13 protein-coding genes are annotated in these 13,392 nt (G+C 34.3%); 8 read left to right on the top strand and 5 right to left on the bottom strand.

The features are described 5' to 3' along the window. Positions 1 to 19: 19 nt before the first annotated feature. The 6 genes from GQ45_RS00660 to GQ45_RS00635 all read left to right on the top strand — a co-directional run bounded on the left by GQ45_RS00660 (position 20) and on the right by GQ45_RS00635 (position 6,324). On the top strand, positions 20 to 985 hold the full coding sequence (locus GQ45_RS00660) for a stage II sporulation protein M (RefSeq protein WP_047414278.1): 966 nt from the start codon (positions 20 to 22) through the stop codon (positions 983 to 985). Further along, the gene (locus GQ45_RS00655; RefSeq protein ID WP_052188085.1) at positions 982 to 1,917 is read left to right on the top strand and encodes a hypothetical protein; all 936 of its coding nucleotides are present in this window, start codon (positions 982 to 984) and stop codon (positions 1,915 to 1,917) included. Before GQ45_RS00660 ends, GQ45_RS00655 begins: the two co-directional genes overlap by 4 nt. A 3-nt stretch (positions 1,918 to 1,920) precedes the next feature. Continuing rightward, positions 1,921 to 2,658, top strand: coding sequence for a DUF4129 domain-containing protein (locus GQ45_RS00650; RefSeq protein WP_047414276.1), 738 nt, complete (start codon positions 1,921 to 1,923; stop codon positions 2,656 to 2,658). Continuing rightward, entirely contained in the window at positions 2,651 to 3,865 is a 1,215-nt protein-coding gene (locus GQ45_RS00645) for a DUF4350 domain-containing protein (RefSeq protein WP_047414274.1), read from the top strand. The genes GQ45_RS00650 and GQ45_RS00645 overlap by 8 nt, the downstream gene beginning before the upstream one ends. After that, positions 3,855 to 4,868 (top strand): MoxR family ATPase, encoded by a 1,014-nt coding sequence (locus GQ45_RS00640; protein WP_047414271.1) that lies wholly within the window; start codon positions 3,855 to 3,857, stop codon positions 4,866 to 4,868. Before GQ45_RS00645 ends, GQ45_RS00640 begins: the two co-directional genes overlap by 11 nt. A 124-nt stretch (positions 4,869 to 4,992) precedes the next feature. Continuing rightward, a complete protein-coding gene (locus GQ45_RS00635; protein WP_047414270.1) occupies positions 4,993 to 6,324 on the top strand; it encodes a DUF58 domain-containing protein in 1,332 nt (443 codons plus the stop codon). A gap of 116 nt (positions 6,325 to 6,440) precedes the next feature. Here GQ45_RS00635 and GQ45_RS00630 read toward each other — a convergent pair whose 3' ends face one another. The 4 genes from GQ45_RS00630 to upp form a co-directional block, all read right to left on the bottom strand. Then, complete coding sequence (locus tag GQ45_RS00630; RefSeq protein ID WP_047414268.1) at positions 6,441 to 7,313, bottom strand: DUF808 domain-containing protein; 873 nt, start codon at positions 7,311 to 7,313, stop codon at positions 6,441 to 6,443. A 34-nt stretch (positions 7,314 to 7,347) separates the two neighbouring features. Next, positions 7,348 to 7,506: a lmo0937 family membrane protein gene (locus GQ45_RS17940; protein WP_047414266.1), complete on the bottom strand. Its 159-nt coding sequence runs from the start codon at positions 7,504 to 7,506 to the stop codon at positions 7,348 to 7,350. 7 nt (positions 7,507 to 7,513) lie between these two features. After that, positions 7,514 to 7,945: a response regulator gene (locus GQ45_RS00620; protein WP_047414264.1), complete on the bottom strand. Its 432-nt coding sequence runs from the start codon at positions 7,943 to 7,945 to the stop codon at positions 7,514 to 7,516. Between the two features lie 210 nt (positions 7,946 to 8,155). Continuing rightward, positions 8,156 to 8,809, bottom strand: a complete 654-nt coding sequence (gene upp / locus GQ45_RS00615) for a uracil phosphoribosyltransferase (protein ID WP_047414263.1) — start codon at positions 8,807 to 8,809, stop codon at positions 8,156 to 8,158. Between the two features lie 338 nt (positions 8,810 to 9,147). On the opposite strand from upp, the gene GQ45_RS00610 reads away from it, so the two are divergent. Together GQ45_RS00610 and GQ45_RS00605 are read left to right on the top strand one after the other, a co-directional pair. Then, positions 9,148 to 9,777 carry a hypothetical protein gene (locus GQ45_RS00610; RefSeq protein WP_047414262.1) on the top strand — a complete coding sequence of 210 codons (630 nt, stop codon included), beginning with the start codon at positions 9,148 to 9,150 and terminating at the stop codon, positions 9,775 to 9,777. 51 nt (positions 9,778 to 9,828) lie between these two features. Further along, positions 9,829 to 12,681, top strand: coding sequence for a CHAT domain-containing protein (locus GQ45_RS00605; RefSeq protein WP_047414260.1), 2,853 nt, complete (start codon positions 9,829 to 9,831; stop codon positions 12,679 to 12,681). Here the strand turns inward: GQ45_RS00605 and GQ45_RS00600 are convergent. Beyond that, entirely contained in the window at positions 12,664 to 13,392 is a 729-nt protein-coding gene (locus GQ45_RS00600) for a tol-pal system YbgF family protein (protein ID WP_047414259.1), read from the bottom strand. The two genes, GQ45_RS00605 and GQ45_RS00600, sit on opposite strands and share 18 nt — an antisense overlap.

Below are 13,392 nucleotides of genomic sequence, written 5' to 3'. Positions count from 1 at the left end.
GATTAAAACATCAAAATTAATGCGCGAGGCTGCTTTCGTAAAACAAAATAAAGACAAATGGACAACTTTTGAAAGTGTCTTAGCTTATAACACAGACATTAAACCTGATGAACTTTCTGACTTATACATCGAAATAACAGATCACTTAAGTTACGCAAAGACCTTCTATCCCAATAGCAATACCCAACTTTTTTTAAACGAGTTAGCCTCTCAAGCGCATCGGCAAATATATAAGACTAAAAGAGAATCTAAAAACAGAATTGTACGATTTTGGAAAACAGAATTTCCAACCATGTTTTATAAGCACCATCGCGAGCTGTTCATTGCTTTTTTGGTGTTTGGCTTTTTCTGTGCTGTGGGAGCGTTTTCAGCGGCTAACGAAGGTGATTTTGTACGCTCTATTTTAGGCGACAACTATGTAAATATGACCTTGGATAATATTGAAAATAACGACCCAATGGCTGTGTATAAAGAACAAGGGGAGTTTAATATGTTTTTAGGAATTACCATAAACAACGTAAAAGTAGCTTTAATGGCCTTTATTTATGGACTACTTCTAGGCGTTGGTACCCTTTATATTTTGCTGCAAAATGGATTAATGCTGGGCAGTTTTCAATATTTTTTCTTTGAAAAAGGTTTAGGTTGGGAATCAGTCCGAACCATCTGGATTCATGGTACTATTGAAATATCGGTTATTATTATTGCAGGTTGTGCTGGTTTAGTGTTAGCCAACGGACTCCTTTTTCCAGGCACCTATACGCGGCTTGAATCTTTTAAAAGAGGGGTTATTCGCGGCTTAAAAATTGTCGTGAGCACCATTCCTTTTTTTGTGATGGCTGGCTTTTTAGAAGGTTTTGTAACCCGACATACCGAAATGCCCGACTGGCTCGCTATTTTGATAATTACAGGCTCCTTGGCACTAATCTTATTTTATTACGTTATATATCCAATTCAAATCCATAAAAAAAATCTTAAAAATACATGAATAATCAATACATAGAATTAAAGAAAAAACGAGAGTTAGGGGATATACTAAGTGATACTTTTGCATTTTTACGTACCCAGTTTAAGCCCTTTTTTAGCACCTATTTAAAAATTGTTGGGCCTTATTTATTGGTTTTTTTAATTAGTTATGCTTTTTATTTTTCGAGTTTTAGTTCTCTATTAAATATTAATGCCATAGACAATCAAAATTTTGATGCTTTTAATGGCATCTACTTCTTTTTAACCATGGTGGTGTTTGCTTTTTCAGGATTAGCTAGTTATGTATTATCACAAGCCACCACCTTGTATTATATAGAATCCTACACAAAAAATAATGGTGTTATAAATTTTGAAGAAATTAAACACAATGTGTACAACAAATTCTGGAGCTTTATTGGGCTAGGTATTTTAGTAGGCTTATCGGTAGTGATCGGTTTTATATTTTGTTGTATTCCTGGTATTTTCTTGTATGTGCCTTTAGCTTTGAGTTTTGCTATTCTAGTCTTTACAGGTCGAAGTGTCACCGATTCGTTTCGCTATAGTTTTGATTTGGTTAAAGAACATTGGTGGATGACTTTCGCTACTATCCTTGTTGTGGGTATTATCGTTACCATTGCAGGTTATGCTTTTTCAATTCCTGCTGTTATTTATCAATATGCAAAAATGGGTATCTTATCTGGCAACATGGACGCTGAAGGTTTTGGCGATGTTTTTGGAGACCCAGTATATGTTGTTTTAAACCTAGTTTCAACTTTGGCTCAGTTTTTATTAAATATCATCTCGCTAGTAGCTGTTGCCCTTATCTATTTTAATTTAAACGAAATAAAAAACAACGAAGGTACTTTTGAGCGTATCAGCAAATTAGGTACTGACCCTGAGAAAGACGATACGCTTGAACGTATTAAAAGACTAGGTGGTAACACAGATGAATAATTTATGTTGAGATTACTGCTTACTTTTTGCTTTTTATTTTTTTCGCTGGCAACCTATGCTCAGCAAGATTCGCTCGTGGTGCAATATGATGCAGCACCACTAGTCCTAAAAACAATTAGTGAGGATGATTTAAGTACGTATCGCAATAATCCTGATTACAACTACGAAGTTGAAGTTGCTGAAAATACTTGGTGGAATGATGTTAAAGCTTGGTTTTTTAACTGGTATCGCAGATTTATGGAATGGATTTTCGGGGTTGATGCTGCCGTTGGCCCTATGGCATTTTTTCTAAAACTGATTCCGTATCTACTCCTTTTCTTTTTGATATTTTTATTGATTCGTTTTTTTATACATGCCAATCTCCGCAGTATGCAAAATGCAGCCCTACATAAAAGTACGGTTGGGTTGTCTGAGGAAGAAAATATCATTAAAAATGAAAATATTGATGATTTAATTCAACAAGCTATTGCGAATAAAGCCTACAGGCTGGCCGTACGCTATTATTATTTACAAATCTTAAAACTATTAAGCGAAAAAGAAATCATTGCTTGGGAACTTCAAAAAACCAATAGTGATTATTTATATGAAATAAACCAGCACGACTTAAAAAAACCGTTTGCCACCGTAACACGATGGTATGATTATATATGGTATGGCGATTTTGAAATTGATGAAACTAAGTATCAAAAAGTAGCGATCACTTTTGATGAACTCAAAAATAGACTGAAAAAAAATGCTTAAAAAAAATCTCGTCTATATCATCATTGGTACGCTAACTTTTGCGCTAATTCTTTTTTTAGAATACAATAAAAAAGAAGAAATTAATTGGTTTCCATCGTATGTAACCCATCATAAAATTCCGTTTGGCACTAAAGTACTGTCTGATATTATTCAAACGAAATTTAAATCCATTCAGGAAGTAGAACGCCCCCCCTTCGAATTTTTAAAAAATAATAGTGACACAACGAGTACCTACCTATTTGTAAATAATTCGGTAAGTTTTGGCGATGACGAGTTAGCTGATCTTTTAGAATGGACCGCTAAAGGCAATACACTTTTTATTGCGTCTAGTAATTTTGAAGACTCGCTTTTAGATACTTTAGGTTTAGCTACTGAGAGTTTGTTTGGAGATGAAGGCTTAGCCCATGAATTTCAACATAAATTAGTAAACCCAAACTTAGCTTTAAAACGAAATTTCAGCTACGAAAAAAGCTACAGTACCATGTACTTTAGTGCCTTAGATACTTTAAACAGTATTGTGGTGGGCGAAGTGTCTAATGCCTCTGATGAAAATAACGACTTTGAGATTCATCCGAGCATTATAAAACAGGACTTTGGCGCTGGTACCCTAATTCTTTCTACATTCCCCATTGCCTTTACCAACTATTTTATTTTAAAAGATGAAAATAGTGCGTATACGGCTGGTTTGCTCTCTTACCTAGACTGGGAACAACCTTTGTATATAGATACCTATTATAAGAGTGGAAAAAAATTCTATACTTCGCCTATGTATATTTTTCTCAACACCAAAGAGTTAAAATGGGCATACTACCTAATCCTAATTGGCGTACTATTATATGTTATTTTTGAAGGAAAACGCAAACAACGAGCCATACCCGTTGTGAATCCCTTAGTCAATCAAAGTTTAGCCTTTACCCGCACCATAGCGGATATGTACTTTGAAAAAGGAGAGCGTAGCGCTATTGCAAATCATAAAATAGCGTATTTTCTTGAAGAAATACGCACCAATTTCTATTTGAATACAGAAACGCAAAATGAAGAATTTTATAAAAATTTAGCGGCAAGAAGTCACCATAGCTTCGAAGAAATTGAAGCCCTTTTCAACCTAATTAACAGCGTAAAAAATAAAACAATATTGACGGATGATGCCCTAATAGCGCTCAATTCATCCTTAGAAAAATTTAAAGCTAAAGCACATGGAAAATAAAGATACTCCTCTGGAACATCAACAAGAAAACGATTTAAATTTTGACAATAGAATTCCGCTTGAAGAATTAAAAAATGCCGTAAGCGCTATTAAAGCAGAGTTAGCCAAGGTTATTGTTGGCCAAGAACGGTTTATAGATCTATTGATCGTTTCACTTTTAGTGGAAGGGCACGTTTTAATAGAAGGTGTTCCCGGAATTGCAAAAACGGTTACGGCCAAATTATTTGCTAAAACCTTAAAAACCGACTTTAGTAGAATTCAGTTTACGCCTGATTTGATGCCTAGTGATATTTTAGGAACCTCTATTTTTAATGTAAAAAATTCAGAGTTCGAATTTAAAAAAGGACCTATTTTTTCGAATATCGTTTTAATTGACGAAATTAATCGGGCTCCTGCAAAAACACAAGCCGCCATGTTCGAGATCATGGAAGAATTGCAAGTGACGATGGACGGCACTACCTATAAAATGGAAGCTCCTTTTATGGTATTGGCCACACAAAACCCCATAGAACAAGAAGGCACCTATGCCCTACCCGAGGCTCAGTTAGACCGGTTTTTATTCAAAATTAAAGTCGATTACCCCAGCCTAGAGGACGAAGTGCGTATTTTACAAACGCATCATGAACGCAAAGGAATTAAACCTCAAGGTTTAATTGAAGCGGTGTTAACACCAAAAAAATTGCAGGAGTTTAAACAAAAAATTCAAGAAATACGTGTTGAAGAAAAAATAATACGTTATGTGGCTGAAATTATTGGCAAAACTAGAAACCATCCTCATTTATATTTAGGGGGTTCTCCTAGAGCAAGTATTGCTACCCTAAATTCAGCAAAGGCTTTTGCTGCTATCGACGGTCGAGATTTTGTGACTCCTAGCGATATCAAAAGAGCCCTAGTCCCTGTACTAAATCATCGTATTATTTTAACACCGGAACGCGAAATGGAAGGTATGAGTACTGATAGCGTTATTCACATGATCATGGAATCGGTGGAAGTGCCAAGGTAAATTAGTTTTAAATGTTAAGTGCTAAGTGTTAAATATTGTTCTAAGCACTAAATATTTTATACATCTTAATACTTTGTACTAAATACAGTATACTTTTTTAAACTGAAACTCGAAAAAAAATAAAATGAAATTTATAAAATCCTTATACCTACACCCTACTTTTTTCTGGTATATCGCGCTCTTAGCAGCGGGTTTTATACTTTCTTTTTGGATCAAAGCCCTATACCCTATAGCTTGGATCGCTAGCTATGTAGTAGCCGCTTTATTTTTATTAGATATATTTCTCTTGTATGCCACTAAAAATGGCATAGAAGCCAGTCGAAAAGCGCCTCAAATATTATCGAATAGCGACTTAAACCCTATCTGCATTCGGTTTAAAAGTCTATACCCTTTTAAAGTAGTATTACAGATCATAGACGAATTACCTGTACAATTTCAAAAGAGAGATTTTGAGTACACTACCACAGCCATGAAAGGTGAAAAACGTGAATTTGAGTATACGGTACGCCCTGTGGATCGCGGAGAATATGTATTTGGCCATATGAATATTTTTGTTTCGAGCACCTTAGGGATTGCAAAACGACGATATGTTTTTCAGAAAAATCAAATGGTTCCGGTGTATCCCAGTATTATTCAAATGCAGCAGTACGATTTTTTGGCGATGAGTAATAATTTAACCGAATTTGGACTTAAAAAAATACGCAGAATTGGGCATACGCAAGAATTTGAACAAATAAAAGAGTACATCCCTGGTGACGATTTTAGAACAATTAATTGGAAAGCTACAGCAAAGAAAAGTCAATTGATGGTGAACCAATATCAAGATGAAAAATCACAACCCATTTATTCGATTATTGATACGGGTCGTGTCATGAAAATGCCTTTTAACGGACTTAAACTACTGGACTATGCCATTAATTCTACCTTAGCTTTTTCGAATGTAGCTTTAAAACGAAATGATAAAACTGGCATGCTATCCTTTTCTAAAAAGATAGAAACCTTTTTGCCCGCGGTGCAAAAAATTACCTATTTAAATACTATTCTCGAAAAACTGTACAATATCAATACTGCTTATACCGATGCTGACTTTGGCCTACTATATGCCCATATCAAAAGAAAAATAAACCATAGAAGCCTTCTACTTTTCTATACCAATTTTGAGCATATATCGGCACTACGACGGCAGCTGCCTTTTTTAACAGCCATCGCTAAAAAACACATGTTAGTCGTTATTTTTTTTGAAAACACAGAGTTAGAACAGTTGATAACTGCGGATGCTGAAGACCTACAAGCGATATACCATAAAACGATTGCTGAAAAATTTTCGCTAGAAAAGCGACTGATGCAAAAAGAGCTACAACGCTACGGAATACAAACCATTTTGACTAAACCCGAACATTTAACGGTGAATACCATCAACAAATACTTAGAAATTAAAGCAAGGGGTATTCTTTAAGTCGTAAAGCCAAAAGCCTAAGGTCGAAAGTCAGAATTTGGACACTAGGGATTAGGTAAAAAAGAATTCGAGTTCAAGGTTTCAAGTCTTTTTTGATGGACGCAAATTTAAAATTTTCACGCTTTTTTACCGAAAACCTTCTTAAACCCCAGTACAAAAACAACCGTAATTGCGCCAACAAGTAAACCTACCAAAAACTCCTTTAGAAGAGAAGGCATCACATTAAAATGATCGTGAATCCAGTGAATATTATGGTTAAAAATACCGCCTGCCACTAAAAGTAATGCGATGGTCCCTACCACTGCCAAACTTTTTATCACCCAAGGTAGGGCACCAACTAAAGCTCTGCCTACAAGATCGGAAAAACTATCATCGCGTTCGTTAAGATTTATAAGTTTTAAGCCAAATTCATCCATACGAACAATAAGTGCTACGATGCCATACACCCCTACGGTGGCTAAGATAGCAATAAACGTGACCACCATAATTTGTACAGAAATTTCTTTCTCCGTAACCGTACCCAAGGCAATGATTACAATTTCAACCGAAAGAATAAAGTCGGTAAGGATAGCGGATTTAACACGTTCTTTTTCTAAAACTAGAATCTCTTCTTCGCTCATATCCAAATTCAAAACCTCTTTAGCACTGTGTTTATGCCCACCCATAAACTCATAAATTTTTTCTGCACCTTCATAGGCTAAATAAATACCCCCAAGAATTAAGATTACCGTTACGGCTATGGGCACAAATGCGCTTAATAAAAAGGCTATTGGCAAAATGATCAATTTATTTAAAAAAGATCCCTTTGTAATCGCCCAAAGTACTGGTAATTCGCGGTTCGACATAAACCCGGAAGCTTTCTCGGCATTCACCGCTAAATCGTCTCCTAAAATTCCTGCGGTTTTTTTTGTTGCAATTTTGCTCATGACGGCTACGTCATCCATCAATGCGGCGATATCATCTAATAATGCAAAAAAACCTGAGGCCATTCTGTTGTTTTAATTTGTTTGGGGGTGCAAAGTACTATTTTTCTTTAAAACCTTTAAACCAATTGTAAAGAATTAAAACAAGGGCCAAAAACAAAAAGATATGAATAAGTACACTGACCACTTTAAAAACTAAGAAGCCAAGAACCCAAGCGGTAAGCAATAGTCCAACAAGTATCCAAAGTATTTTATTCATCGCAGAATTATTTAAGGATTGAAAATTTTAGGGTGTTTGTTTTATCCACTATTTTATTTTTTTTAATCGTTTCTAAACACTTATAGAGTATGGTTTTTAATTGATTAAAAGAAGTGGGTTTTTGTAAAAAGCCATTTGCACCTATTTCTTGCAATTTTCCAATCTCCCACTCGTTCATTAAAGTCGAATAAATAATCACATCAATATCAGCAAACTTTTTTTCTGCTTTTATATCTGACAAACATTCAAAGCCATCCATCATAGGCATTTTAAGATCTAAGAAAATTGCTTCTGGCAAAAGTTCATCTGAAAATAAATCAGCCATTAATTCTACGCCATTTTGAAAGGTTTTTAGCGTAATTTCTATAGGTAATTCAGTTAAGGCGTCGGAGAAAAACTCTCGATCTTCGCTATCATCATCTGCAAGATAAATTTTCATGGTCAAGGTTGGTTTGATTCATAAACGCACTACTAGTAAAAGTATGCGAGTCTTCTTATTTTTTGTACTCTTAAAAAACTATTCATTAACTCAAACGAAAAAGGCTTGAAAATCCGAAGTCTATAAAAAATAATGAAGTGCAAACCAACGTAGTGCTAAAAGACTTCTCAAGGTATAGGGCTTATTTCTAAAAAATAATACAGGCCATAGCTATAATTTTTCTCCATAAGATAAATCCCCTGCATCTCCCAATCCAGGTACAATGTACCCTTTAGCGTTTAATGAGGAATCAACAGCAGCAATCCATAAATGGGTATTTTCAGGAAAGATAGTCGCCGTATGGGCTATGCCTTCTTCAGAGCCTATAACCGCTACAATATGTATTTGCTTTGGTTTTCCGTGCTTTTGTAAACCTTTCAAAACATTTTCCAGCGTACGACCCGTAGCCAGCATAGGGTCGGCTAAAATTAATATTTTACCCTCTAAATTAGGCGCAGCAAAGTAATTCACTAACACTTCAAATTCATCTGCATCATTTTCATGCCGACGGTAGGCAGATATGAATCCGTTTTCAGCAGCATCAAAATAGTTTAAAAATCCATGATGAAATGCCAAACCAGCTCTTAAAATAGAACATATGACCAATTTATCCGATGGCAAAGCCATATCCTTGGTCCCTAATGGTGTGGTAATGGTTTGCGTTGCATACGATAAAGTTTTACTTAATTCATAGCCTAAAACCTCCCCTATGCGTTCTACATTATTTCGAAAACGCATCCGATCTTTTTGAACAGACACATTACGTAACTCAGCAACAAACTGATTTAAAATAGAATTCTTATTTTCAAAATTATGTATGTGCATTGAAATAAATTTGCTTAAATATAGCTTTTTTTAAATGGCTTAGAATAGTGGCCATTAATTCTTTTAACTATAAAATAAGTTCTATTAAGGAAGGCATCAAAAACGACGGACTGACATGGTAAAATAAAATCCTAAAAAATGTTAAAGAATCGTATTTATTTGTACATTTAAAATACATTAAGAGTATTGCATTGTTTTTAATTTTAGCTTACATCATTTTACTCCCCCCGATAATTTAAAGTTTACAAATTTCTAGTGGTACTCGTTTGCTGTTTTTTTAGAAAAATGTTAACATCTTAAAAACTAAAAAGACTAATACTATATAAATCGGAAATAAAATGAAAAAAATGACACTAGTAACCCTATTCCTTAGCCTTGCCACGCTATGGTCGTGTAGCAACGCAGAACAAACCTCAGAAGAAGAGCTAACTTCAGTAAATGCACAAGCGCTAAAAGAAGAAGTTGATGAACCTCTTTACGGCCTACAAATGTATTATTCTAGTACAGAAGCAGAAATTAGGCGCTTAGAAACACTGAAAACCAACCTTGTCGCAGAACAAGAAAAAGGTAATTCTAAAGTCTTAGAACAGATTGAAAGTATTCAGAAACAAATTGAAAATCTTACAAGATTCAATAAATACTTAATGTCATTGAAACCACCAAAAGGTTTAAAACCCTTGCCACCACCACAACCTTGTTTTTCAGATGAAAATAATTGTGATCCTGAACAAAAAATAAGTCCTAAAACTGTAGTTTTATTAGGCAATGATTTAATCGTAATCAATGTAATTATAAAAAATCAGGAAAATGAACTGATTAAGATGGAGTACCAGCCCATAGAAGACTCTTTTGGGCAAGCCTCAATAGTTATAAAATCTGAATTTAGAGGCGAAGGGGTCATGTTTACTACTTTTAAAACCAAAGAGCTTGGTGAAATAACCATTCCAACACCAGTGATAAGTCAATAAATAACCAAAAATCAATACTAGTAAGCTCTCCGTAAAAGGAGAGCTTTTATTATGACAAATAAATTTAGGTTTCTTATATCTTGTATTTTTTGTATTCTAAATGCCTATTCACAAACTCCCGAATTAGAGCAGGCATACAACAATGCCTTTTATTATCATTACACGAATAAAGATAGTGCCTACCATTATTACAAAAAAACCATTGCGCTAGCAAATAAACAAAATGAATTGGAGTATATGCTTAGTGGATATCTCTATTTAATGAACGCCAATGGACACTACTACGATTTAAAGAACTATCAAAAAAATCTACATGCAGAAGATAGTCTTCTAAAACACGACAAGCGATTTGAAAGTCTTGAAAATCTTAGTTACTATAAAGATTATTTACTTTTCGATAAAGGCAATTATCATTATAAAATAAAAGACTACTACAGCTCAAAAAAATATTTTCAAGAACTATTTATTAAATTATCTAAAATTCCTGAACAAGAACGTACCAGCGATAATTTAGCAACCCTCAGTAGTTTATATAGCTTTTTAGGAGTGATTTATAAACACACCGGAAAGTATGAATTGGCCGAATATCATTTAAAAAAAGGCTCTGATTTAGTTATCGAAAACAAAGATAGTATTGCTGATTGGGAAACGTCTATGTATAGTACTCAAAAATTATTATCACAAGTTTTTGAAGATAAAAAAGATTTTTTAGCCGCAAATATAATATTGGCGGAAGCTTCAACCTACTACGAAACAAAGGCAAAAGACCCTAGCTTTAAAAACAGATTACTATCTACCAACTTGTTTTTAGCCAAGAATTTCATTAAACAAGGTAAATTTCAAATGGCCATAACCACCTTACAAAAAAATTCACCTTTCTATGATAAAGCCAATCCTTTTTCCATTGAGGTTGATCTCATTTATGGCGACGCCTACGTTGGTTTAAAAGAATATGCTAAAGCAATTGACTATTATAACGAGGGATTACAAAACACAAGTGCCTACCGTGAGCATCAAAAACATCAAGATATTGCCGAAGTATATGCGCGATTAGGGAGTGTGTATATGCTGCAAAAAAGCACCTCTAGAGGTTTAAAAAATATTCAATTGGCATTAGCCCAATTAGAAAAAGACTTTGATGCTTTAGATTATAATGCAAACCCAAATCCTGAAAAAGTACTCTCCAAACTTAGCTTGACGAAAATTTTAAAAGAAAAATTAAATGCCCTATACGAAGCCTATGGCCAATCTAAGGATATTAAATATTTAAAAATAGCCCATAAAACCTCTAAAGCCATCATACATACTTTAGATGTGCTACGGCCAGAATTTGAAAGTAAGTTAGACAAAGAATTTCTCGTTAAAGAAACCTACCCTACCATTCAAAAAATGGTCAAAATTGCGTACGAATTGTATGAAAAAACCCAGGACAAAATATATGTGAATGATGCGTTTTATTTTATGGAAAAAAGTAAAAGCATTGCACTACTTGAAGCGCAAAGAAACGCCGAAGCTAGTAAATTTGGAAACATTCCGGAAAAGACCATCCGTAAAGAACAACTTTATAGAGCTAAGATTTCACAGTTTGATGAAGAAATTTTTAACGCTAAGCAAAATGCTAAATCCGCAGTAGTAGATTCTTTATTTATGACTAAAAAAAAGTACTACGACTACCTTGCAACACTCGAAAACGATTACCCAAAATATTATGATTTAAAGTATAAAGCGAGTGTGATTTCGATGGCTGACGTACAAAAAGAATTAAACTCAAATCAAGCTATTTTTAGTTATTTAGTGGCCGAAAATTCACTTTTTTTGATTAGCATTACTAAAAATAAAGCAGAATTTTATCAACTTCCTTTTACCGAATCCCTTAAAAACAGCATCATCGATTTTTATCGGCAGCTTTCAAAAGCGACCCTAGAGGATCGGAATGCCTTTACAAAAAACAGCCATTTAATTTATATGGCCATAGTAGCTCCTGCCTTAAAAAATAATACCGCGACAGACATTACCATTCTTGCTGATGATGTACTCAACTATATTCCTTTTGATGTTTTGCAAACTAAGGCAGAGAACGAAAAATCGTATGTATTAGCCACCTATAGCATTAGTTATGCAAGTTCTGCCACCTTGTTACAGGAACAGCATAAAACCTTATTAAAAAAGAAAAATAATTTATTGGTTTTTGCACCTAACTTTGGTGGGGCATCTCTTAAAAATAAAGCCAGTCAAGAAAGGTTTGATATGGAACCTTTACTATACAATGCGCAAGAAGCACAAAACATTTCAAACTATTTTAAGACTGCCATATATGAAGGGAATAAAGCGAGTATACCCAATTTTAAAAAATATGTGGATACCTACAATTTAATTCATTTTGCCACCCATGCCTCTGCGAACGATGAATTCCCTGATTATTCGTATTTAGCGTTTGAAAATACCGATAGTATTTCTAATCTGCTTTATGTAAAAGATTTGTACAACTACACTATCGATGCCGATTTAGTTACCTTAAGTGCATGCCAAACGGGATTCGGAAAATTACAAAAAGGAGAAGGCATGTTAAGTTTAGCCAGAGGGTTTAATTACGCGGGTGTACCAGCTATTGTAACCACCTTATGGAAAATCAACGATCAAAGTACCTCCGAAATTATGGACTTTTTCTACAAAAACCTTAGCAAAGGTTTAAGTAAAAAAGAGGCTTTACGGCAAGCAAAATTGAGCTATCTTGAAGCCAATGATGATGCTTTTTTAAGACACCCTTATTATTGGTCAGGAATTGTGATTACAGGAAACAGCTTGCCACTCCACACCACTAATTATTTTTTATGGGCAATTTGTGCATTCATTGGTTTAACACTCATCTGGCTAGTTTCAAAAAAGTTACTTAAACGCCGATAGTAGTTTTTGCGCTTCTGAGGTTTTATACTTTCCCTCTTCAATAACCTTTTCGAGTACTATTTTAGCATTCTTTTTATCTTCTAATTTTAAATAGGCCAAAGCCAAATACCAGTTTGTTTTTTCTGTTAAGGTATCTTTAGTTTTCAAATGTTCTAACAAGAGAGGAACAGCCTCATTTGCCCTTTCTAATTTAAGGAGCGCATTTGCTTTATAAAACAAATAATAAGGCTCTTTAGAACTCCCGTATAAATCTGAAAACAATACTTCAGCTTTTTGGTACTCACCCATCTCATAAGCATAAAAGGCCAATGATTTTTGATCTTGTTGGGCTCCGCTTCGCTCTAGAGGTTGTACTACATTTCTATACGGTTCAAAATAACTGGTAAAAAGTTCGTTGGTGCTTGCTTGCTTGTTTGTTGTTAAAAAGTAGCTCAATCCTAATAGTAAAACAATACTAGCTGCTGCTAGCCATTTTACATAAGAAGGTCTTGCAAAAGTATTTTGAGTTTTAGCCTTAGTTTCAATTTCTGCGATTAAATTTCTAAAATCAGCTTCATCATTTTTTTGAGCTACTTTTTTTAAATTAATATGAAAATTAAGTTCGCGCTCAAAATCTACATCATTTTTTAACAACTCATCAACCGCTAACTTTTCTTGGGGGGTAAGTGTATCCAGAATATAGTTTTCAATAAGCTTTTCTTTTATTGTCAT

This window comes from Cellulophaga sp. Hel_I_12 (assembly GCF_000799565.1).
GTDB lineage: Bacteria > Bacteroidota > Bacteroidia > Flavobacteriales > Flavobacteriaceae > Cellulophaga.
This window is presented reverse-complemented; position numbering and strand designations above follow the sequence as displayed.

Bases quoted from the DNA above. Each gene is read 5' to 3' on its own strand.
- GQ45_RS17940 (WP_047414266.1), bottom strand. From the start codon at position 7,506: ATGAATAAAATACTTTGGATACTTGTTGGACTATTGCTTACCGCTTGG.
- GQ45_RS00660 (WP_047414278.1), top strand. From the start codon at position 20: ATGCGCGAGGCTGCTTTCGTAAAACAAAATAAAGACAAATGGACAACT.
- GQ45_RS00605 (WP_047414260.1), top strand. From the start codon at position 9,829: ATGACAAATAAATTTAGGTTTCTTATATCTTGTATTTTTTGTATTCTA.
- GQ45_RS00635 (WP_047414270.1), top strand. From the start codon at position 4,993: ATGAAATTTATAAAATCCTTATACCTACACCCTACTTTTTTCTGGTAT.
- GQ45_RS00650 (WP_047414276.1), top strand. From the start codon at position 1,921: ATGTTGAGATTACTGCTTACTTTTTGCTTTTTATTTTTTTCGCTGGCA.
- GQ45_RS00610 (WP_047414262.1), top strand. From the start codon at position 9,148: ATGAAAAAAATGACACTAGTAACCCTATTCCTTAGCCTTGCCACGCTA.
- GQ45_RS00655 (WP_052188085.1), top strand. From the start codon at position 982: ATGAATAATCAATACATAGAATTAAAGAAAAAACGAGAGTTAGGGGAT.
- GQ45_RS00640 (WP_047414271.1), top strand. From the start codon at position 3,855: ATGGAAAATAAAGATACTCCTCTGGAACATCAACAAGAAAACGATTTA.
- upp (WP_047414263.1), bottom strand. From the start codon at position 8,809: ATGCACATACATAATTTTGAAAATAAGAATTCTATTTTAAATCAGTTT.
- GQ45_RS00630 (WP_047414268.1), bottom strand. From the start codon at position 7,313: ATGGCCTCAGGTTTTTTTGCATTATTAGATGATATCGCCGCATTGATG.
- GQ45_RS00645 (WP_047414274.1), top strand. From the start codon at position 2,651: ATGCTTAAAAAAAATCTCGTCTATATCATCATTGGTACGCTAACTTTT.
- GQ45_RS00600 (WP_047414259.1), bottom strand. From the start codon at position 13,392: ATGACAATAAAAGAAAAGCTTATTGAAAACTATATTCTGGATACACTT.
- GQ45_RS00620 (WP_047414264.1), bottom strand. From the start codon at position 7,945: ATGAAAATTTATCTTGCAGATGATGATAGCGAAGATCGAGAGTTTTTC.